Annotated in this window: 21 protein-coding genes and 1 pseudogene; 11 read left to right on the top strand and 11 right to left on the bottom strand. The window is 70.9% G+C overall.

Translation table 11 applies throughout. The features are described from left to right. The first annotated feature begins 96 nt into the window (after positions 1–96). The 6 genes from VHA72_RS06215 to VHA72_RS06190 all read left to right on the top strand — a co-directional run bounded on the left by VHA72_RS06215 (position 97) and on the right by VHA72_RS06190 (position 4,333). Positions 97–291: a DUF3046 domain-containing protein gene (locus VHA72_RS06215; protein WP_325573575.1), complete on the top strand. Its 195-nt coding sequence runs from the start codon at positions 97–99 to the stop codon at positions 289–291. A 216-nt stretch (positions 292–507) separates the two neighbouring features. Beyond that, a complete protein-coding gene (gene recA, locus VHA72_RS06210) occupies positions 508–1,551 on the top strand; it encodes a recombinase RecA (RefSeq protein ID WP_414689766.1) in 1,044 nt (347 codons plus the stop codon). A gap of 157 nt (positions 1,552–1,708) precedes the next feature. After that, on the top strand, positions 1,709–2,290 hold the full coding sequence (locus VHA72_RS06205) for a regulatory protein RecX (RefSeq protein ID WP_325573574.1): 582 nt from the start codon (positions 1,709–1,711) through the stop codon (positions 2,288–2,290). Beyond that, positions 2,287–3,171: a PPK2 family polyphosphate kinase gene (locus VHA72_RS06200; protein ID WP_325573573.1), complete on the top strand. Its 885-nt coding sequence runs from the start codon at positions 2,287–2,289 to the stop codon at positions 3,169–3,171. The genes VHA72_RS06205 and VHA72_RS06200 overlap by 4 nt, the downstream gene beginning before the upstream one ends. Then, on the top strand, positions 3,168–3,932 hold the full coding sequence (locus VHA72_RS06195) for a HipA family kinase (protein WP_325573572.1): 765 nt from the start codon (positions 3,168–3,170) through the stop codon (positions 3,930–3,932). Before VHA72_RS06200 ends, VHA72_RS06195 begins: the two co-directional genes overlap by 4 nt. Next, positions 3,929–4,333, top strand: a complete 405-nt coding sequence (locus VHA72_RS06190; protein WP_325573571.1) for a DUF3037 domain-containing protein — start codon at positions 3,929–3,931, stop codon at positions 4,331–4,333. Before VHA72_RS06195 ends, VHA72_RS06190 begins: the two co-directional genes overlap by 4 nt. Here VHA72_RS06190 and VHA72_RS06185 read toward each other — a convergent pair. From VHA72_RS06185 to VHA72_RS06170, 4 genes are all read right to left on the bottom strand, one after another. Next, on the bottom strand, positions 4,330–5,073 hold the full coding sequence (locus VHA72_RS06185) for a sirohydrochlorin chelatase (RefSeq protein ID WP_325573570.1): 744 nt from the start codon (positions 5,071–5,073) through the stop codon (positions 4,330–4,332). The genes VHA72_RS06190 and VHA72_RS06185 overlap by 4 nt on opposite strands. 67 nt (positions 5,074–5,140) lie before the next feature. Then, positions 5,141–5,884, bottom strand: a complete 744-nt coding sequence (locus VHA72_RS06180; protein WP_325573569.1) for a phosphoadenylyl-sulfate reductase — start codon at positions 5,882–5,884, stop codon at positions 5,141–5,143. Further along, positions 5,881–7,602, bottom strand: a complete 1,722-nt coding sequence (locus VHA72_RS06175) for a nitrite/sulfite reductase (RefSeq protein WP_325573568.1) — start codon at positions 7,600–7,602, stop codon at positions 5,881–5,883. The genes VHA72_RS06180 and VHA72_RS06175 overlap by 4 nt, the downstream gene beginning before the upstream one ends. A gap of 5 nt (positions 7,603–7,607) precedes the next feature. Further along, complete coding sequence (locus tag VHA72_RS06170; protein ID WP_325573567.1) at positions 7,608–7,757, bottom strand: hypothetical protein; 150 nt, start codon at positions 7,755–7,757, stop codon at positions 7,608–7,610. A 265-nt stretch (positions 7,758–8,022) separates the two neighbouring features. Between VHA72_RS06170 and VHA72_RS06165 the strand changes: the two genes are divergently transcribed. Continuing rightward, entirely contained in the window at positions 8,023–9,465 is a 1,443-nt protein-coding gene (locus VHA72_RS06165; protein ID WP_325573566.1) for a glycine hydroxymethyltransferase, read from the top strand. 4 nt (positions 9,466–9,469) lie between these two features. On the opposite strand, the gene VHA72_RS06160 is transcribed toward VHA72_RS06165, so the two are convergent. Further along, positions 9,470–10,474: a DUF2804 family protein gene (locus tag VHA72_RS06160; protein ID WP_325573565.1), complete on the bottom strand. Its 1,005-nt coding sequence runs from the start codon at positions 10,472–10,474 to the stop codon at positions 9,470–9,472. Between the two features lie 5 nt (positions 10,475–10,479). Continuing rightward, a complete protein-coding gene (locus tag VHA72_RS06155; RefSeq protein WP_325573564.1) occupies positions 10,480–12,150 on the bottom strand; it encodes an acyl-CoA dehydrogenase family protein in 1,671 nt (556 codons plus the stop codon). A gap of 113 nt (positions 12,151–12,263) precedes the next feature. Here VHA72_RS06155 and VHA72_RS06150 point away from each other — a divergent pair, with 113 nt between their 5' ends. Further along, positions 12,264–13,358, top strand: a complete 1,095-nt coding sequence (locus tag VHA72_RS06150) for a potassium channel family protein (protein WP_325573563.1) — start codon at positions 12,264–12,266, stop codon at positions 13,356–13,358. Between the two features lie 142 nt (positions 13,359–13,500). Here VHA72_RS06150 and VHA72_RS06145 read toward each other — a convergent pair whose 3' ends face one another. Then, a complete protein-coding gene (locus VHA72_RS06145; protein WP_325573562.1) occupies positions 13,501–13,746 on the bottom strand; it encodes a DUF3263 domain-containing protein in 246 nt (81 codons plus the stop codon). Between the two features lie 18 nt (positions 13,747–13,764). Next, on the bottom strand, positions 13,765–15,123 hold the full coding sequence (locus VHA72_RS06140; protein ID WP_325573561.1) for a pyridoxal phosphate-dependent decarboxylase family protein: 1,359 nt from the start codon (positions 15,121–15,123) through the stop codon (positions 13,765–13,767). A gap of 85 nt (positions 15,124–15,208) precedes the next feature. On the opposite strand from VHA72_RS06140, the gene VHA72_RS06135 reads away from it, so the two are divergent. Beyond that, on the top strand, positions 15,209–16,960 hold the full coding sequence (locus VHA72_RS06135) for an MFS transporter (protein WP_325573560.1): 1,752 nt from the start codon (positions 15,209–15,211) through the stop codon (positions 16,958–16,960). Positions 16,961–16,975: 15 nt separating this feature from the next. Here the strand turns inward: VHA72_RS06135 and map are convergent, their stop codons facing one another. After that, a complete protein-coding gene (gene map / locus VHA72_RS06130) occupies positions 16,976–17,743 on the bottom strand; it encodes a type I methionyl aminopeptidase (RefSeq protein ID WP_325573559.1) in 768 nt (255 codons plus the stop codon). A 92-nt stretch (positions 17,744–17,835) separates the two neighbouring features. Here map and VHA72_RS06125 point away from each other — a divergent pair, with 92 nt between their 5' ends. Continuing rightward, the gene (locus VHA72_RS06125) at positions 17,836–18,450 is read left to right on the top strand and encodes a ClpP family protease (RefSeq protein ID WP_325573558.1); all 615 of its coding nucleotides are present in this window, start codon (positions 17,836–17,838) and stop codon (positions 18,448–18,450) included. Beyond that, on the top strand, positions 18,447–19,052 hold the full coding sequence (locus tag VHA72_RS06120) for a ClpP family protease (RefSeq protein ID WP_325573557.1): 606 nt from the start codon (positions 18,447–18,449) through the stop codon (positions 19,050–19,052). The genes VHA72_RS06125 and VHA72_RS06120 overlap by 4 nt, the downstream gene beginning before the upstream one ends. Here VHA72_RS06120 and VHA72_RS06115 read toward each other — a convergent pair. Further along, positions 19,049–19,351, bottom strand: coding sequence for a helix-turn-helix domain-containing protein (locus VHA72_RS06115; protein WP_325573556.1), 303 nt, complete (start codon positions 19,349–19,351; stop codon positions 19,049–19,051). The two genes, VHA72_RS06120 and VHA72_RS06115, sit on opposite strands and share 4 nt — an antisense overlap. Positions 19,352–19,531: 180 nt before the next feature. Further along, a pseudogene (locus VHA72_RS06110) lies at positions 19,532–19,705 on the bottom strand (MBL fold metallo-hydrolase); the annotation flags it as partial.

Genomic DNA, 19,705 nt, shown 5'->3' with positions numbered 1-19,705 from the left:
AGCAGGACGCACCGACAGTTCTGCCGCGCGACCGGGCGGATGTCACAGTGGAGCCATGAGTGAGTCTCTCATCGGCAGGACCTGCCAGGAGCGCGCGTGAGACACACCGAGTTCTGGGCACGACTGGAGCATGCGCTGGGGTCCGGCTACGCGCGCGTGTGGGCGAGCCAGTACGTGATCGCCGACCTCGGCGGGCACACCGCCCAGGCGGCCCTCGACGCGGGAGTGCCGCCCAAGGAGGTCTGGGCCGCGGTGTGGCGCGCCCTCGAGCTGCCCGCCTCGGAGCGATGATCGCCGCGACGGTACGGCGACACGCCGCGCCGCAGGCATTGATCGAACAGGTGTTCGGGCTAGATTGTGTCCACAGGTGACGCTTCGAGCAGGCCCGTCCACAGGTCCGATCCGGAAACTGTCGGTGGCTTCTTCTAGCGTCCAGCCTTGATGACGAGGACACGAGGAAAAGCGACCAAGACGGCGGGCCGGGAGGCCCCGACGGGAAGGACCATCATGGCTGGTGGAGACCGCGAGAAGGCGCTCGAGGTAGCGCTGGCAGGCATCGAGAAGCAGTTCGGCAAGGGCTCGGTCATGCGACTGGGCGACGACTCCCGTGCGCCGCTGGAGGTGATCCCGACCGGGTCGGTGGCGCTCGACATCGCGCTCGGCCTCGGGGGCCTCCCGCGTGGTCGCGTGGTCGAGATCTACGGTCCGGAGTCCTCCGGTAAGACCACCGTCGCGCTGCACGCTGTGGCCAACGCCCAGAAGGGCGGCGGCATCGTGGCGTTCATCGACGCCGAGCATGCCCTCGACCCGGAGTATGCGAAGAACCTCGGTGTCGACACCGACGCCCTGCTCGTCAGCCAGCCCGATTCGGGCGAGCAGGCGTTGGAGATCGCCGACATGCTGATCCGCTCCGGTGCGCTCGACCTGATCGTCATCGACTCCGTGGCCGCGCTGGTGCCCCGCGCCGAGATCGAGGGCGAGATGGGCGACAGCCACGTCGGCCTCCAGGCGCGCCTGATGAGCCAGGCGCTGCGCAAGATGACCGGCGCGCTCAACAACTCCAAGACCACCGCCATCTTCATCAACCAGCTGCGCGAGAAGATCGGCGTCATGTTCGGCTCACCGGAGACCACCACCGGTGGCCGCGCGCTGAAGTTCTACGCCTCGGTCCGTCTCGACGTGCGCCGCATCGAGACGCTCAAGGACGGCTCCGACATGGTCGGCAACCGCACCCGCGTCAAGGTCGTCAAGAACAAGGTGGCTCCGCCGTTCAAGCAGGCCGAGTTCGACATCATGTACGGCAAGGGCATCAGCCGCGAGGGCGGTCTGATCGATGTCGGCGTCGAGGCCGGCCTGATCCGCAAAGCCGGTGCGTGGTTCACCTACGAGGGTGACCAGCTCGGCCAGGGCAAGGAGAACGCCCGCAACTTCCTCAAGGACAACCCCGACCTCGCCAACGAGATCGAGAAGAAGATCTTGGAGAAGCTGGGCGTGGGGGCGACCGTCGACCAGGCGCCGCTGGCAGAGCCGATCGGTGTCGACGAGTTCTGAGTCTCGACAGGCTCGACGACCGATGGGTGAGGCGTGGCCGTCCAACCCGCCGGACTGGCTCGGCGATGTCTCGGTCGGGGTGGAGGCGTGGACCCGGCGCGCCACCCCGACCGGAGACCGAGGCACGGGCCCGGCGAAGGACCGAGCGAGGGGCTCCGTGGAGGAACCCGTCGACGAGGTCCTCCGCGGTCCCGAGGCCGACCCGGAGTCGGTGGCGCGCAAGATCCTGCTCGACCAGCTGACCGGCCAGGCCCGTAGCCGTCAGGAGCTCGCCGACAAGCTCGCCAAGAAGTTGGTGCCGGCCGAGATCGCCACCCGGTTGCTCGACCGGTTCGAGGAGGTCGGGTTGATCGATGACGCCGCCTTCGCGCGGCTGTGGGTCGAGAGCCGGCAGTCTGGCAAGGGGCTGGCCAGGAGGGCACTGGCCCAGGAGCTTCGCCGCAAGGGGATCGCCGACGAGGTGGCCCGCGAGGCACTCGACGAGGTCGACCCAGCCGACGAGGAGGCGACCGCCCGGGTCCTGGTCGCCAAGCGGCTGCGGTCGATGGCCCGGCTCGACGACCAGACCAGGACCCGCCGGCTGGTCGGGATGCTCGCGCGCAAGGGCTACCCGCCTGGCCTGGCGATGGCGGTGGTCCGCGACGCGGTGCGCGCCGCCGGCTCGGGCGACGGTGACGGCGACGGCGACGGCGAGTGCGACGCCATCGACGAACTCGGGATGCCAGAATCGCATCCGTGAGCGAGCAGCGAAGCGAGACCAGACTGGCCCGCGCCCTGCGGCTCGAGCCGGGCGCGGTTCGCCTCGCCGCCTACGCCACCGACAGCACGCCCGCGATCAAGGGTGGCCGCGAGGAGGGCCAGAAGCGCCTGGCCGACCTCGGTCCAGGCCTGCTGGATCTTCAGTCCAAGCTGTTCGCCCAGGGCCGCGCCGGCGACCGGCGTCGGCTGCTGCTGGTGCTGCAGGGCATGGACACCTCCGGTAAGGGCGGCGTGCTGGTCCACACCGTCGGCCTGATGGACCCCCAGGGATTGAAGATCACTTCCTTCAAGGCGCCCACCGAGGAGGAGCGTCAGCATGACTTCCTGTGGCGCATCGAGAAGGTCGTTCCCGGTGCCGGCTACGTCGGGGTCTTCGACCGTTCCCACTACGAGGACGTGCTGATCGGCCGAGTGCGCCAGCTCGCGCCGGCGGAGGAGATCGAGCGGCGCTACGGCGCGATCAACGCGTTCGAGAAGCGGCTGGCCGACGACGGCACCGTCATCCTCAAGTGCATGCTGCACATCTCGCCGCAGGAGCAGAAGCGGCGGCTGCTGGCCCGCCTCGAGGACCCCACGAAGTACTGGAAGTACAACCCCGGCGACGTCGACGAGCGCCAGCTGTGGTCCCAGTACGCCGAGGCCTACGAGATCGCGCTGGAGCGGACCGACACCGAGCACGCGCCGTGGTTCGTCGTGCCGAGCGACAAGAAGTGGTATCGCAACCTCGCCATCGCCAAACTGCTGCACGAGGCGCTCGAGGAGATGGACCTGGACTGGCCGGAAGCCGACTTCGACATCGAGGCGGAGAAGAGGCGGCTGGCCGCTGACACCATCGGCGCGTCGGACGGGCAGGACTCGTGACCCTGCCGCGTGTGGCGGTGACCCGCTACGTCACCCCGCTGCGGGAGGGCGGCAGCCTGCCCGGCATCGTGGAGGCGGACGACCTCGGCACCTACGTGTGCAAGTTCCGCGGCGCCGGCCAGGGTCTGCGCGTCCTGGTCGCCGAGGTGATCGTCGCCGGCCTGGCCCGCGCGCTGGACATCCCGACGCCCGACCAGGTCGTGCTCGACCTCGACGCCGAGATCGCGCGCTACGAGGCCGACGAAGAGGTCCAGGACCTGATCAACGCCAGCAGCGGGCTCAACCTGGGCATCGACTTCCTGCCGGGCGCGTTCGGCTACGACGCGGCCTGCCAGCCCGATCCCGATCTCGCCGGCCGCATCCTGTGGCTCGATGCCCTGACAGCCAACGTCGACCGCAGCTGGCGCAACCCGAACCTGCTGGTGTGGGGCGGCACGCTGCAGGCGATCGACCACGGCGCCTCGCTCTACTTCCACCACTCCTGGCCCGGCGGTGCCGGCAGCCCCGAGCGGTTCGCCATCCAGCCCTACGACACTGGCGAGCACGTCCTGAAGGAGTACGCCGCGCAGGCGGCCGCCGAGTCCGCCGAGCTGCGCAAGCGACTCGACGACGTCGCTCTCGCCCGGGTGCTCGGCGACGTACCGGAGGAGTGGCTCGAGCCCGTGCCCGGTGCGGAGGAGCCGGCCGCGGTCCGCGACCGCTATGCCACCTTCCTGCGTGCCCGCCTCGACGGCGACCGACCCTGGGAGCCGACGGCATGAGCCCGTACCAGTACGTCGCGCTGCGCTGTGTCCCCCATGTGGAGCGCGAGGAGTTCCTCAACGTCGGGGTGGTGCTCTACTGCCCCGAGTACGAGTTCCTGGCCTCGGCGACCCGCGTGGACGAGGCGCGGCTGCGCGCGTTCGCCCCGGACCTCGACCTCGACGCGGTCAAATCCGCGCTGGCCGCGATCGACCTGGTCTGCCGTGGCGAGGCCCAGGGCAGCGCGGGCGTGCGTGCGACCGCGTACGGCGTCCGCGTGCTGAACGACACCCAGAGCAGCCGGTTCGGCTTCCTGAAGGCGCCGCGCAGCACCGTGATCCAGCCCGGGCCGGTGCACGGCGGCGTCACCGCCGACCCGGCCGCGGAGCTGGCCCGGCTGCTGGGCCGGCTGGTGCCCTAGACGGGAACGAGCTCGACGGCGCCGACGGCGTACCGAGCCAGCACGGTCCGCGCCACCTCCGGATGCGCGCCCAGCGGTTCGGAGACGGCGACCGCGCCGGCCTCGTAGGCCAGTTCGGCGGCGCGGTCGGGCAGGAAGCCCGGTGCCAGGAACAGCGACGCCACCGCGATGTGCCGGCGGCCCTCGGCGCGGAAGGCCCGCACCGCCTCGCCGGTGGCCGGCGGTGCGGCCGAGGCGTAGGCGGCCATCACCGGCAGCTTGTGGTGGGCGCCCCAGATCCGCGCCAGCCGAGCGACGGCCTGGTTCGCGAGCGGGTCGGAGGAGCCGGCGCCGGCGAGCACCAGCGCGTCCAGTTCGCGCACCCGGCGCTCCCGCAGCGCGGTGCGCAGCCGTTCGTCGAGCACCTCCAGGAAGCGCGCCTCGAGCCCGAGCACGGCCGTGGCGCGCACCTGCACGTCGGGATGCGCCGCATCGACCGACGCGATCGCGGAGGGAACGTCGACCTTGGCGTGGTAGGCCTCGGTCAGCAGCAGCGGTACGACGACGATCTCGTCGTACCCCGCCTTGACCAGCCGGTCGATGACCGTCGGGAACGACGGCTTGGACAGGTCGAGGAACGCGGCCTCGACGCGCAGGTCGGGCCGCTGGGCGCGGACCTCGCCGACCAGCGCCTTGATCGTGGCGGCCGACCGCGGATCGCGGCTTCCGTGGGCCAGGGCCACCAGGGCAGGAGCAGCCATCGTCAGCGCTCTCCCTTCTTTGACACGACAGTCGTTGACACGACGGATGGAACGGGGATGGTCGGGCTCACGTGTGGATCCCGCACTCGGTCTTGGTGGTGCCGGCCCAGCGGCCGCTGCGCGGGTCCTCGCCGGGAGCGACCCGGCGGGTGCACGGAGCGCAGCCGATCGACGGGTAGCCGTCGTAGACCAGCGGGTTGACCAGGATGCCGAACTCGGCGATGTAGCGCTCCACCTGCTCGTCCGACCAGCGGGCGATGGGGGAGACCTTCACCTTCTGCTTCTTGGCGTCCCAACCGATCACCGGCGCGATCACCCGGTTGTGCGTCTCGGCGCGACGCAGCCCGGTCGCCCAGGCGTCGTACCCGCTCAGCGCCTCGGCCAGCGGCTCCACCTTGCGTAGCCGGCAGCACAGGTCGGGGTCGCGGGCGAAGAGGTCCTTGCCGTATTCGGCGTCCTGTTCGGCGACGGTCTGCGCGGGCGTGATCGTGATCAGGTTGACGGGCAGCGTGGCCGCCACCGCGTCGCGGGTCCCGATCGTCTCGACGAAGTGATAGCCGGTGTCGAGGAAGACCACGTCGATGCCCGGCACGACCTTGGAGGCCAGATGCGCCAGCACGGCGTCGCCCATCGACGAGGTCACGCAGAAGCGCTCGCCGAAGGTCGCGGCCGCCCACTCCACGATCGTCTCGGCGGGAGCGAGCTCGAGCTCGGCACCCCAGTGCGACACGATCTCGCGCAGCTCCTCGGGCGTCCTGCCCTCGGTGTGCACGCCACGGTTGGCACGCGCCGCCGCGGTCGAGACGCTCATGACACCGCCACGACCTCTCGCTCCCCGCGCAGCAGTTCCTCGTCGGCACGTGCCGCCCAGGACGCGAACGACTCGCCCTCGGTCCGGTGGGCCAGGTAGTTGCGCACCACCACGGTGATGTAGTCGTCCAGGCCGGCGCTGGTCACCTTGTGGGCACGCAGCTTGCGGCCGAGCGCCGCGGTCAGCCCGATGCCGCCGCCCAGGTGCACCTGGAAGCCCTCCACCTGGTCGCCGTTCTCGTCGAGGACGAGCTGGCCCTTGAGGCCGATGTCGGCGACCTGGATGCGCGCGCAGGAGTTGGGGCAGCCGTTGACGTTGATCGTGATCGGCGTGTCGAGGTCGGGGAAGCGCCGCTCGAGCTCGTCGACCAGCCGGCGGGCGCGCTCCTTGGTCTCGACGATGGCGAGCTTGCAGAACTCGATGCCGGTGCAGGCGATCGTGGAGCGCCGCCAGTTGGAGGGCCGCGCGGAGAGACCGATGATCTCGAGGTCGTCGAGGAGCTCGTCGACGCGGTCCCCGTCGACGCCGAGGATGACCAGCTTCTGGTACGCCGTCAGCCGCACGCCGTCGACCTGGTGCTTCTCCACCAGGTCGCCGAGCCGGGTCAACAGCGTCCCGCTGACGCGGCCGACCGTGGCGCTGGCGCCGACGTAGAAGCGGCCGTCCTTCTGCTCGTGGACGCCGATGTGGTCGCCGTTGTGCACCGCCCGCTCGGGGGAGGCGCAGTCGGGCAGCCTGCGGTGCAGGTACTCGTTCTCCAGCACCTCGCGGAACTTCTCGATGCCCCAGTCCTGGACCAGGAACTTCAGCCGGGCGCGCGAGCGCAGCCGGCGGTAGCCGTAGTCCCGGAAGATCGAGATGACGCCCTCCCAGACGTCCGCGACCTCGTCGAGCGCGATCCAGACCCCCATCCGCGCCGCCAGGAACGGGTTGGTGGACAGCGCGCCGCCGACCCACAGGTCGAAGCCGGGGCCGAGCTCGGGATGCACCACGCCGACGAAGGAGACGTCGTTGATCTCGGGCGCGGCATCGAGCGAGGGGTGGCCGGAGACGGAGGTCTTGAACTTCCGCGGCAGGTTCGCGTACGCCGGGTTGCCGGTCCGGCGACGGGTGATCTCCTGCAGCGCCGGGGTGCCGTCGATGATCTCGTCCTTGGCGACGCCGGCGACCGGCGAGCCGAGGAAGCCGCGCGGGGAGTCGCCGCAGGCCTCCTCGGTGCTCAGCCCTACCCGGGCGAGCCGCTCCCAGATCTCGGGCACGTCGACGATGTCGATCCAGTGGTACTGGATGTTGCTCCGGTCGGTGATGTCGGCGGTGTCGCGGGCGAAATCGGTGGAGATACCGCCGAGCGTGCGCAGCTGGTCGGCGCTGAGCAGGGCGCCGTCGCTGCGGACCCGCATCATGAAGTAGCGGTCGTCGAGCTCGTGCGGCTCCAGCGCGCCGGTCTTGCCGCCGTCCAGGCCGGGGCGGCGCTGGGTGTAGATCCCGAACCAGCGGAACCGGCCGCGCAGGTCGTTCGGGTCGATGGAGTCGAAGCCGCGCTTGGAGTAGATGTTGATGATGCGATCGCGGACGTGCAGCGGATCGTCGTCCTTCTTGAACTGCTCCGCCGCGTTGAGCGGCTCGGTGTAGCCGAGCGCCCACTGACCCTCGCCGCGCTTGGGGCGGGGGATCTCGGTCTGGGTCGGGGACTTCGCCTGGAAGCGCAGGTCGGGCATCGGTGTCAGGGTTCCTTGCGTTCGAAGACGCGCGGTACGGCGAGTTCCACCGAGCAGGTGGGACGGTCCTCGCGTTCGCGCGCCCGGGGTAGTCGGTCGGGCGGCGTGCCGGCGAGCTCGGCTTCGTTGCAGAGCGTCGGCGTCAGCGGGGCCAACAGATCATGCTGCGCATGCGCCCAAAGTCCACGTGGCGACGTACCACGAGGTGGATATGGGTTGCGGCGGAGACCATGTCAAGCAGTCTCACTGCTCGGACGGGCTTGCCACAAGCGCTCATCTCATATGTCGGAACGCATGTCCGCGATATGGTCAAATCAGCACCAGCAGGCGGCACGGTGTGGCTCACGTCACGCGCCGCTGCGCGGCGCGACAACCGGACGGCGATGAGGCGAACACCGGCGGGGTCACTAGGATTCCGGCATGGCCGATCTGTCGTCTCTGACCAGCTCCGCGTACCAGCAGGCTCTCGAGGTCATCGCCTCGGTCGAGCCCCGGATCGCGGAGGCGACTCGGCAGGAGCTGGCCGACCAGCGCGCCTCGCTCAAGCTGATCGCCTCGGAGAACTACGCCTCGCCTGCGGTGCTGATGACGATGGGCACCTGGTTCTCCGACAAGTACGCCGAGGGCACCGTCGGCCACCGCTTCTACGCCGGCTGTCAGAACGTCGACACCGTCGAGTCGCTCGCGGCCGAGCATGCCCGTGAGCTGTTCGGCGCCGAGTACGCCTACGTGCAGCCCCACTCGGGCATCGACGCCAACCTGACGGCCTACTGGGCGATCCTCGCCCACCGCGTCGAGGGCCCGTGGCTGGAGAGCGCCGGCGTGAAGAACATGAACGAGCTCTCCGAGGCCGACTGGGAGCGGCTGCGCGCCGAACTCGGCAACCAGCGCCTGCTCGGGATGAGCCTGGACGCGGGCGGCCACCTCACCCACGGCTTCCGGCCCAACATCTCCGGCAAGATGTTCCACCAGCAGCAGTACGGCACCGACCCGGAGACCGGGCTGCTGGACTACGACGCGCTGGCCGCGAAGGCGCGCGAGTTCAAGCCGCTGATCATCGTGGCGGGCTACTCGGCGTACCCGCGTCGGGTGGACTTCGCCAAGATGCGCGAGATCGCCGACGAGGTCGGCGCCACCCTGATGGTCGACATGGCCCACTTCGCGGGCCTGGTGGCCGGCAAGGTCTTCACCGGCGACGAGGACCCCGTCCCGCACGCCCACGTCGTGACCTCCACCAGCCACAAGTCGCTGCGGGGTCCGCGCGGTGGCTTCATCCTGGCCACCGAGGAGTACGCCCCCAGCGTCGACCGCGGCTGCCCGATGGTGCTGGGCGGCCCGCTCTCGCACGTGATGGCCGCCAAGGCGGTGGCGTTCGCCGAGGCGCGCCAGCCCGCGTTCGCGACGTACGCGCAGAACATCGCCGACAACGCCAAGGCGCTGGCCGAGGGCTTCCTCAAGCGCGGGATCAAGCTGGTCACCGGCGGCACCGACAACCACATCGTGCTGCTCGACGTCTCGCCGCTGGGCATCACCGGGCGCCAGGCCGAGTCGGCGCTGCTCGACTCGGGCGTGGTGACCAACCGCAACTCGGTCCCGGCCGACCCCAACGGCGCCTGGTACACCTCCGGCATCCGGCTCGGCACGCCGGCGCTGACCACCCGCGGCCTGGGCGCCGACGAGTTCGACCGGGTCGCTGAGCTGATCGTCGACGTGCTGAAGAGCACCACGCCCGGCACGACGTCGGCCGGCGCCTCGAGCAAGGCCTCCTACGTCATCGCCGACGGCGTCGCGGAGCGCACCAAGGCCGCTGCCGCGGAGCTGATGGGCAGGTTCCCGCTCTACCCCGGCTTGGATCTCTCGTAACGGCTCAGAGCCGGGCCTTCATCGACTCGAGCACGCCGCGCACGCCCTCGACCCGCCGGTCGCCGACGATGCCGGCGTAGGTGCCGTAGAGCTGCCAGTAGTCGATCGCGAAGAGCACCAGCTGGTGCTTGACGTCCTTGCGCCCGTCCGGGGTGAAGACGACGTCGAGGCGACCGTCGGCGCTGCGCACCCGCCAGGGCGCGAGCGAGTCCTCCGACTCCGGCGCGAGCTCCACGTCGTCCAGCCCCTCGCAGCGGTACGGCGCGGGCAGCCACAGGCACGACTCGCCCGGCGTCCCCGCGACCGCGGGCCGCCGGCAGAAGTTGGCGCCCACGATCCCGTCGGCGTCGACGGTGGCGAACGTGCCCCACAGCCACCGGGTCCGGTAGGGCAGGAACGTCTTGTGCTCGTCGAGGATCGCCAGGTCGCGGGCCGGGTCGAAGGTGTAGGTGTGGTCGCCGACGGTGACGCTGCCGGCGGCCGGGAAGACCGCCTTGTGGGTGTACATCGCCGCCTTGCGGCCCAGCGGCTGGCTGACCGACAGCGGTGCGCCGGCGTGCGCGCCGTCCAGGGTGAGCCGGACGGAGACCGGCAGCTCGGTGGCGGTGCCGGCGATGTCGACCTCGATGGTATGCCGCCCGCCCTCGGGCCCGAAGTCGTAGCCGATCGCGTACCCCTTGGCGTCGACGCTCGGCTGGCTCGGATAGAGCCGCTCGGGCAGGTGGAGGCTGCCCCCGCGCAGGTTGCGGGCGTGTTGGGTCAGCCGGCCGGAGGCGGCGTCGCGGACGTAGAGCTCGGAGCTGGCCAGGTAGTGCGCGTCCTGCAGGATCATCGAGCAGGAGAGCTCCGGGTGCATCAGCGTCCAGCCGATCCACTCCTTGAGTCGCAGCCGGCGGGCTCGGCGGGTGCCGCCGAGGTAGGGCTCGAGCGGGTTGACGAAGATCGGCCGCCGGTCGAACCGGCCGTACTGCCGTCGCCCGAGTGGGGCGAGCTCCTCGGGGGTCTGCACCGGGCTCAGCCCTGGACCGGCGTGGTGCGCTCCACGATCGCCTGGTGGTCGCCCTCGGCGAGCATGCCGTAGGTGCCCCCGGCGCCGAAGGACGCCGCGCCCTCGGCCAGTCGGGACGCGCAGAACACGTCGGCCACCTCCGCCGGGGCGAAGCGGACCAGCAGCGAGCCCTGCAGCACCGTGGCCATCCGGCCGGCCAGCCGCCGGGCCGACGCCTCGAGCGCGTCGGGAGAGCCGATCAGGGTGCCGAGCAGCGCCAGCGTGTCGTCGATGGCGCGGTCGAGTCGGGCGTCGGCGCCGCGCGCCAGGCCCACCTCGCCGAGGTAGGCGTCGAGGGCCTCGGGCTCACGCGAGAGCGCCCGCAGTACGTCGAGGGCGTTGACGTTGCCCGATCCCTCCCAGACCGAGTTGAGCGGCGCCTCGCGGTAGATCAGCGGCAGGCCGGACTCCTCGACGTACCCGTTGCCGCCCAGGCACTCCAAGGCTTCGGCCACCAGGCCGGGCGTGCGCTTGCAGACCCAGAACTTCGCCAGCGGCAGCGCCAGCCGGCGCAGCGGGTCCTCCCCGGCGTCGACCGCCGCGGCCAGGCGCAGCGCCAGCGCGGTCGCGGCCTCGGACTCGACCGCCAGGTCGGCGATGACGTTCTGCATGAGTGGCTTGTCGGCCAGCAGGCCGCCGAACGCCGAGCGGTGCGCCACGTGCCAGGACGCCTCCGCGACCGCATGCCGCATCAGCGCGGCCGAGCCGAGCACGCAGTCGAGCCGGGTGGCGGCGACCATCTCGATGATGGTGCGCACGCCCCGGCCCTCCTCGCCGAGACGGCGCACCAGCGTGCCGTCGAACTCCAGCTCCGAGGAGGCGTTGGAGCGGTTGCCGAGCTTGTCCTTGAGCCGGACCACGTCGAGCCGATTGCGCGAGCCGTCGGGCAGCACCCGCGGCATCACGAAGCAGGTCAGCCCGCCCGGTGCCTGGGCCAGGACCAGGAAGACGTCGTTCATCGGGGCGGAGGTGAACCACTTGTGGCCGTGCAGGGTGTACTCGCCCTGGACGCCGGTCGGACGGGCCACCGTGACGTTCGCGCGTACGTCGGAACCGCCCTGCTTCTCCGTCATGCCCATCCCGGCCAGGGCGCCGAGCTTGGCCGACGCCGGCCGCAGGCCGGGGTCGTAGCGCAGCGAGGCCAGCAGCGGCGTCCACTCCGCGCTGAGCTCGGCGCTGGCGCGCAGCGCGGGGACGGCGGCGTACGTCATGGAGATGGGGCAGCCGTGGCCGGGCTCGGTCTGCGACCACGCCATGAACCCGGCGGCTCGGCGCAGGTGCGCGTGCGGCTCGCCGGACTCCCACGGCGCGGCGGCCAGGCCGTGGCCCACCGCGCGCTCCATCAGCCAGTGCCACGACGGGTGGAACCGCACCTCGTCGACCCGGTTGCCGTAGCGGTCGTAATTGACCAGCTCGGGGTGGAACTCGTTGGCGAGCGCGCCGTGCTCGCGGGCGTCGGCGGTCCCGGCCTCGGCGCCGAGCGCGACCAGCGAGTCCAGGACCTCGGGGGAGCCATGCCGCAGCACGGCCTCGGTCAGCGCCAGGTCCGAGGTGACGACGTTGTGTCCGACCAGTGGCGGAGCCTGGTTGCTGACGGTGCGGATCTCGCGGCGCGACTCGGTGGCGGGTGACGTCATGCTCCGAGGGTAGGCGATCGGGAGAGCGACGGCGCGCCGCTCGAGGGCGTCGGCCGCGAGCGGTGTCAGCCGCGCGAAGCGCGGCCAGGACCCCGCAGGCTAGATTTCCCTCCGTGTCGGACGAGAGCGCGCAGCCGGTAGCCAGGCCCCGCGGTGGAGTGGCGCTGCCCGAGCGGCTGCGATCGCCGTGGTGGGAGCTGACCCGCCGCCTGCTGCTGGCCTTCGCGATCCTGGCGGTGACGGTGCTGCTGGTCTGGTTCGACCGCAACGGCTACCACGACAGCAACGACGCCAGCGGCAAGCTCTCGCTGGTCGACGCGTTCTACTACACCACCGTCACGCTCTCGACGACGGGCTACGGCGACATTGCGCCGGTCGCAGCCCACTCGCGGCTGCTCAACGCCATCGTCGTCACTCCGATGCGCATCGCCTTCCTGGCGCTGTTGATCGGCACCACCCTGGAGGTCCTGGCCAGTCGGAGCCGGGAGATCTTCCGCATATCCCGCTGGAGGAAGCACATGGGCCACCACGTCGTCATCGTCGGCTACGGCACCAAGGGCCGCAGCGCCGTCGAGACGCTGGTCAACAACGGCCAGGACCGCGAGCGGATCGTGGTGGTGGACCCGTCCGCCTCCGCGCTGCAGGACGCGCACGCGGACGGCCTGGCCGTGATCACTGGGGACGCCACCCGCCGCGACGTGCTGCAGCGCGCCGGGGTCGACAGCGCCGACCAGGTCATCATCACCACCGATCGCGACGACTCGAACGTGCTGGCCACCCTCACGGTGCGCCAGCTCAACCCGTCGGCGTACATCGTCGCGGCGGCGCGCGAGCAGGAGAACGCGCCGCTGATGAAGCAGTCCGGCGCGAACTCGGTGATCACCAGCTCCGACGCGGTGGGCCGGCTGCTCGGGCTCTCGTCGCTGAGCCCGACCCTGGGCGCGGTGATGGAGGACCTGCTGACGTACGGCGAGGGTCTTGAGGTCGCCGAGCGCCCGCTGCTGGTCAACGAGGTCGGCAAGCAGCCGCAGCGTCTGCCGGACCAGGTGATCGCGGTGGTGCGCGACGAGAAGGTGTTCCGCTACTTCGACCCGGTGGTCAGCCAGCTGGCCCGCGGCGACCGGTTGGTCGTCGTACGCCCGGCGAAGGAGCTGCCGTGGGCGCCTCGCCCCGGCACCCACGACGAGGACTTCGCCGAAGAGGGCTGACCCGGCTCAGAAATGAGTCGAACCGCTGGCGTCTCGGGTCACCAGCGGTCCAACACCGCAAAGAGTAGCCGGGCACCCCAAGACTGTCACCCCCGAGTCCGGAAGATGGCCCGAGCGGGGGAGTGGGCATGGCCCGAACGGGCTAGTCGCGAGCCCGGCGCGCGGAGCGCTCCCGTTGGCGGGTGATCCGCTGGCGCCGCAGCCGCCGGATCAGCAACGGGTCGTGGGTGAGCGCTTCGGGGCGGTCGAGCAGCTCGCCGAGCAGGCGGTAGTACTCGGCCGAGGAGAGGTCGAACTGCTCCCGGATCGCGGTCTCCTTGGCGCAGCCGGTGGCCCACCAGGAGCGCTCGAAGGCCAAGATGTCGATCTCGCGGTCGGTCAGCGCCATGGCAGGTAGTCTCGCAGGTCAGCGCAGCGAGTCGAGCACCACCCGCAGGTCCTCGACGGTCGTCTCCGGGTTGACCACCGCGATCCGGGTGCAGACCCGGCCGCGGTGCCGGGTGGGCGTCACGAACGCGGTGCCCTCGTCCAGCAGTTCGCGACTCCAGGCCAGGTAGTCGTCCTTCTCCCAGCCGATCCGCTCGAAGATGAGCACCGTCAGGTCGGGCTCGACCAGCAGCCGCAGGTGGTCGGCCTCGTCGATCATGCGCCGGCCGGCGCGGGCGGTCTCCAGGGTGTGCTCGATCGCCGCCGTGTAGGCGTCGGTGCCGTGCACGGCCAGCGAGAACCAGAACGGCAGCCCCCGCGCGCGCCGGCTGAGCTGGACGGCGAAGTCGCTGGGGTTCCACTCGCCCTCGACGTTGACCGGGTCGAGGTAGCTCGCCTTCTGGGTGTGCGCGGCCCGGGCCAGCACGGGGTCGCGGTAGAGCAGGGCACAGCAGTCGTACGGCGCGAACAGCCACTTGTGCGGGTCGACGATGAGGGAGTCGGCGCGCTCGATCCCGCCGTAGAGGTGCCGGATCGAGGGAGCGGCGAGTCCGGCCGCGCCGTAGGCGCCGTCGACGTGGAGCCACCAGCCGTGCTGCTCGCAGACGTCGGCGATGCCAGCCAGGTCGTCGACGACGCCGAGGTTGGTGGTGCCGGCGGTGGCGACCACCGCGAAGACGGCATCGCGCTGTTCGGGCGTGGCCGATGCGGCCCACGCCGCGACGGCCCCGCCGGTGACCCGGCCGCGCTCGTCGCCGGGCAGCTTGACCACGTCGACGTCCATCACCGTCTCCAGCGAGTGTGTCACCGAGGAGTGGGTCTCCTCGCTGAGCAGCACCGTCCAGCGGACCGGTCGGGTATCGCGGCTGTGCGCCGCGGCGGCGCGGGCCGCCACCAGGGCAGAGAGGTTGCCCGAGGTGCCGCCCTGCACGAACACACCCCCGGACTCCGGCGGCAGACCGGCCAGGTCGGCGACCCAGCGCAGCGCCTGGTTCTCGGCGTACACGGCGCCGGCGCCCTCCAGCCAACTGCCGCCGTAGATGCTGGACGCGCCGATGAGCATGTCGAAGGCGACCGAGGCCTTGGTCGGCGCCGCCGGGATGAACGCCAGGTAGCGCGGGTGGTCGGTGGACAGGCAGGCCCGGGAGAGCACCTCGTCCCACAGTCGTACGGCGGCCTTCGCGCCCAGCCCGGTTGCGGTGACGGTCTCCCCGGCGAGCTCCTGGAGGTCCTCCGGCGTACTCGTGTGGTCGAGGGGGACGGGGTCGCAGAGACGGACGATGCTCAGGTCGGCGAGAGCGCGGGCCAGCTCGACCGACGCGGGGGTGACGGCATGCATGAGCAGAGACTAGGACGGGATGTGATCAGGATCTCCCGCCGGCCGGTGCGATTTAGTTAGTCAGGGTAAAGTAAATTCCTGACACGTGACCGAAGCCCCGTCCTCACGCCAGCGGATCGCCGCCGACCACCCGCACTACAAGTGGGTCGCCCTGTCCAACACGACGCTCGGCATCCTGATCGCCACGATCAACAGCTCGATCGTGATCATCTCGCTGCCGGCGATCTTCAAGGGGATCCACGTCGACCCGCTCGGGGCCGGCAATGTGAGCTACCTGCTGTGGATGATCATGGGCTTCCTGGTCGTCTCCGCGGTGCTGGTGGTGGTGCTGGGCCGGCTCGGGGACATGTACGGCCGGGTGAAGATCTACAACCTCGGCTTCGTGGTCTTCTCGCTCGCCTCCATCTACCTCTCTCTGGACCCGTTCGACGGGGGCGGTGGCGCGATGTGGCTGATCATCGGGCGCATCATCCAGGGCGTCGGCGGGTCGATGCTGTTCGCCAACTCGACGGCGATCCTCACCGACGCGTTCCCGGCCGACCAGCGTGGCATGGCGCTGGGCATCAACAACGTGGCGGCGGTGGCCGGCTCGTTCATCGGCCTGGTCGTCGGCGGCGTGCTCTCCGAGGTCGACTGGCGGCTGGTCTTCTGGGTGTCGGTCCCCATCGGCGTGGTCGGCACCATCTGGTCGTACCTGTCGCTGCACGAGACCGGTGTACGCCGCCAGGGCAGCCTCGACCTGCCCGGCAACATCACGTTCGCGGTGGGGCTGACCGCGATCCTGGTCGCGATCACCTACGGCATCCAGCCCTACGGCGGCCACACCATGGGCTGGACCGACCCGTGGGTGCTGGCCGGGCTGATCGGCGGCGCCGCGCTGCTGGCGCTGTTCTGCTGGATCGAGACCAAGGTCGCCGACCCGATGTTCGCGATGGGGCTGTTCCGGATCCGGCCGTTCTGGGCCGGCAACCTGGCCGGCCTGCTTTCCTCGGTGGCGCGCGGCGGCATGCAGTTCATGCTGATCATCTGGCTGCAGGGCATCTGGCTGCCGCTGCACGGCTACTCCTACGAGTCCACGCCGCTGTGGGCCGGCATCTACATGCTGCCGCTGACGGCCGGCTTCCTGATCGCCGGGCCGCTGTCCGGCGTCCTCTCCGACAGGTTCGGCGCGCGCCTCTTCGCCTCCGGTGGGATGCTGCTGGTCGCGGTCACGTTCGTCGGGTTCCTGGTGATCCCGGTCAACTTCCACTACTGGGTCTTCGCGGTGATCCTGCTGCTCAACGGCCTGGCCTCGGGCCTGTTCGCGGCACCCAACGTCTCGGCGATCATGAACTCCGTGCCGGCCGACCAGCGGGGCGCTGCCTCCGGCATGCGCGGCACGTTCTTCAACTCCGGGTCGTCGCTGTCCATCGGCGTGTTCTTCTCGCTGATGATCGCGGGGCTGGCCGCCAAGCTGCCGACCACGCTGACCAACGGACTGCAGGCGCACGGCGTCGCCGACCAGGCCGCGCAGGCGGCCGGTCAGATGCCGCCGGTGGCGTCGCTGTTCGCGTCGTTCCTGGGCTTCAACCCGATCCAGACGATTCTCGGCCAGTTGCAGGGTGCGGGTCTGCCGCTGGGTCACCCCGACCTGCACACCCTGACGGGCAAGCAGTTCTTCCCGCAGCTGATGTCGGAGCCGTTCCACCACGGCCTGATCGTGGTCTTCGGTGCGGCCGCGGTGATGTGCGTGCTGGCCGCGCTGGCGTCACTGCTGGCCGGTGGCAAGTACGTCCACCAGGACGAGCCGGTGATCGGCGAGACGGCCGCTGGGCTGGCCCTGCCCGAGGAGGAGTGAGTACGACGTCGGCGCTCAGTCGCGGGCGGTGAGGACGAGTGGCCCGTCCTCGGTGATCGCGACGGTGTGCTCCATGTGGGCCCCGCGAGAGCCGTCCTTGCTGCGCAGCGTCCAGCCGTCCTCGTCGGTGTAGATCTCGTCGGTGGTCTGCAGGAACCACGGCTCGATCGCTATCACCAGGCCGGGCTGCAGCTTGAAGCCGCGGCCCGGGCGGCCGTCGTTGGGCACGTGCGGGTCGCCGTGCATGGTCCGGCCGACGCCGTGGCCGCCGAACTGGGTGTTGATGCGGAGCCCGGCGGCCCGGGCGACCTCGGCGATGGCGTGCGAGATGTCGCCGAGTCGGTTGCCCGGCCGGGCTGCGGCGATGCCGGCGTCCAGCGCGCGGGTGGTGGTGTCGATCAGGTCCAGGTCCTCCTGGCGCGGCGTACCGACGACGACCGACAGGGCGGAATCGGAGACCCAGCCGTCGACGCTGGCGGCGAAGTCGACGCTGAGCAGGTCGCCGTCGCGCAGCACGTAGTCGTGGGGGAGCCCGTGCAGCACCGCGTCGTTGACGCTGGTGCACAGCACCTTGCCGAACGGCATCGCCCCGAAGCTGGGGTGGTAGTCGATGTAGCACGACTCCGCGCCGCGGTCCTTGATCATCTGGTGGGCCAGCTCGTCGAGCTCGAGCAGGTTCACGCCGACGTCCGCCTTCTCCCGCAGCGCGAGGAGTACGTCGGCGACGAACCGGCCTGCCGGCCGCATCTGCTCGATCTGGGTCGGGGTGCGCAGCTCGATCACGCAGCCGAGCCTACGGCGTACCTCCGCTGTGAGCAGAACCGCTGTGGGCGGAATCGCTTGGCCGGCGCACCGTCGCCGGCGAGCGTGGAGGCATGACCCAGACACCCCAGCCCGGTGGCCCGCTCGACGAGCAGCTCGCCATCCGGCTCCAGCACCAGCGCATCATCGTCCTCGGCCAAGAGGTCGACGACCCGATCGCCAACCGGATCTGCGCCCAGCTCCTCCTGCTCTCGGCCGAGGACCCGCACCGCGACATCAGCCTCTACATCAACTCGCCGGGCGGCTCGGTGACCGCCGGGATGGCGATCTACGACGTGATGCGGCTGATCCCCAACGACGTCTCCACGCTCGGGATGGGCCTGGCGGCCAGCATGGGGCAGTTCTTGCTGACCGCGGGTGCGCCCGGCAAGCGCTACCTGCTGCCGAGTGCGGAGGTGCTGCTGCACAAGGGCTCGGCCGGCATCGGCGGCAGCGCCGCGGACATCGCCGTACAGGCCGCCCGGCTGGACCGGATGACGCAGCGGATGCTGCAGGTCACCGCCTCGCTGAGCGGCCGGACCGTGGAGGAGGTGGACCGCGACTCGGTCCGCGACAGATGGTTCACCGCCGAGGAGGCCCGCGACTACGGTCTGGTGGACGAGGTCCTCTCCGACGTCGGATCGGTCACGCCCGCCCGGCGTGGCGTCGCCTTCGGGATGGCCGGATGAGCTCCTACCCGATCCCCTCGGTGATCGAGAAGACCCGGCTGGGGGAGCGGGCCGTGGACATCTACAGCCGACTGCTCTCCGACCGGATCGTCTACCTCGGTACGCCGATCGACGACGGCGTGGCCAACGTGGTGATCGCGCAACTGCTCTACCTGGAGGCCGAAGGCGCCGAGTCGGAGATCAACCTCTACCTCAATTCCGCCGGCGGCGACCCCACCGCGATGCTGGGCATCTACGACACGATGCAGTTCATCCGCGCCTCGGTGGCGACCACCTGCGTGGGTCAGGCGGCGGGACCGGCGGCGGTCCTGCTCGCGGCAGGAGCTCCGGGACGCCGTACCGTGCTGCCGCACGCGCGTGTCGTGTTGCAGCAGCCCGGCCAGGGCGGCACCCGCGGCGACGTGCCCGACCTCCAGGTGGCCGCCAAGGAGATCGGGCGGCTGCGCGAGGAGATGGAGGCGATCCTGGCCACGCACACCGGACGGGCGGTCTCGCAGGTGCACAGCGACACCGAGCGCGATCGCGTGCTGCGGGCCCCGGAGGCGGTGTCCTACGGGCTCGCCGACGCGGTGCTCGACAGTCGCAAGCTGGTCACCGTCTAGGCCGCCAGGCAGACCGGGCCGGTGAGCCGCCTGGTCACCCGCAGGGTGAGCTCGTCGAGCCGCAGCCCCAGGGCGCCGGTGACCGCCTCGAGCACCTCGGAGCTGGCCTCCTTGCGGCCGCGCTCGACCTCGGAGAGGTGCTGGGTGCTCACCCCGGCCCGCTGTGCGACGTCGCTCAGTGTGCGCTGCTGCGCCAGTCGCTCGGCACGCAGGACGCCACCGGCGGCCTCCCGCCACAGCGGCTGTCGCTCCTCGGGCTGCTGCGCCGGCCGGGACGGGAACGGAACGAGGTCACCCATGCGGCGATGCTAGGCCGCGCGGGTGGGCTGGGTCGCCGGCGTTCGCGGCGGGCGAACGGCGATCGCCGGGCTGGGCGGGATGGAATGCGCGGCTGGCCGACCGGAGAACCGGCCAGGCGACTCCGGCTAGGAGCGCCCACAGGAGGCGATCGCCGGCCGGTCTCCCGCGCGGCGAGTGGCTCACCAGCCGCGCTCGCGCCACTCGCCCAGGTGCGGCCGCTCCGCGCCGAGGGTGGAGTCGTTGCCGTGGCCGGGGTAGAACCAGGTCTCGTCGGGCAACCGCTGGAAGATGCGCTCCTCGACATCGTCGATGAGCGAGGCGAAGGCGCCCTCGTCACCGAAGGTGTTGCCCAC

It is taken from the genome of Nocardioides sp. (genome assembly GCF_035547795.1).
Lineage (GTDB): Bacteria > Actinomycetota > Actinomycetes > Propionibacteriales > Nocardioidaceae > Nocardioides.
The sequence above is the reverse complement of the archived record's forward strand: the minus strand, read 5'-3'. Positions and strand labels throughout refer to the sequence as shown.

Coding starts and splice junctions, on each gene's coding strand:
- recA (WP_414689766.1), top strand. CDS start 508: ATGGCTGGTGGAGACCGCGAGAAGGCGCTCGAGGTAGCGCTGGCAGGC.
- VHA72_RS06190 (WP_325573571.1), top strand. CDS start 3,929: ATGAGCCCGTACCAGTACGTCGCGCTGCGCTGTGTCCCCCATGTGGAG.
- VHA72_RS06185 (WP_325573570.1), bottom strand. CDS start 5,073: ATGGCTGCTCCTGCCCTGGTGGCCCTGGCCCACGGAAGCCGCGATCCG.
- VHA72_RS06180 (WP_325573569.1), bottom strand. CDS start 5,884: ATGAGCGTCTCGACCGCGGCGGCGCGTGCCAACCGTGGCGTGCACACC.
- VHA72_RS06175 (WP_325573568.1), bottom strand. CDS start 7,602: ATGCCCGACCTGCGCTTCCAGGCGAAGTCCCCGACCCAGACCGAGATC.
- VHA72_RS06165 (WP_325573566.1), top strand. CDS start 8,023: ATGGCCGATCTGTCGTCTCTGACCAGCTCCGCGTACCAGCAGGCTCTC.
- VHA72_RS06155 (WP_325573564.1), bottom strand. CDS start 12,150: ATGACGTCACCCGCCACCGAGTCGCGCCGCGAGATCCGCACCGTCAGC.
- VHA72_RS06145 (WP_325573562.1), bottom strand. CDS start 13,746: ATGGCGCTGACCGACCGCGAGATCGACATCTTGGCCTTCGAGCGCTCC.
- VHA72_RS06140 (WP_325573561.1), bottom strand. CDS start 15,123: ATGCATGCCGTCACCCCCGCGTCGGTCGAGCTGGCCCGCGCTCTCGCC.
- VHA72_RS06125 (WP_325573558.1), top strand. CDS start 17,836: ATGACCCAGACACCCCAGCCCGGTGGCCCGCTCGACGAGCAGCTCGCC.
- VHA72_RS06120 (WP_325573557.1), top strand. CDS start 18,447: ATGAGCTCCTACCCGATCCCCTCGGTGATCGAGAAGACCCGGCTGGGG.
- VHA72_RS06115 (WP_325573556.1), bottom strand. CDS start 19,351: ATGGGTGACCTCGTTCCGTTCCCGTCCCGGCCGGCGCAGCAGCCCGAG.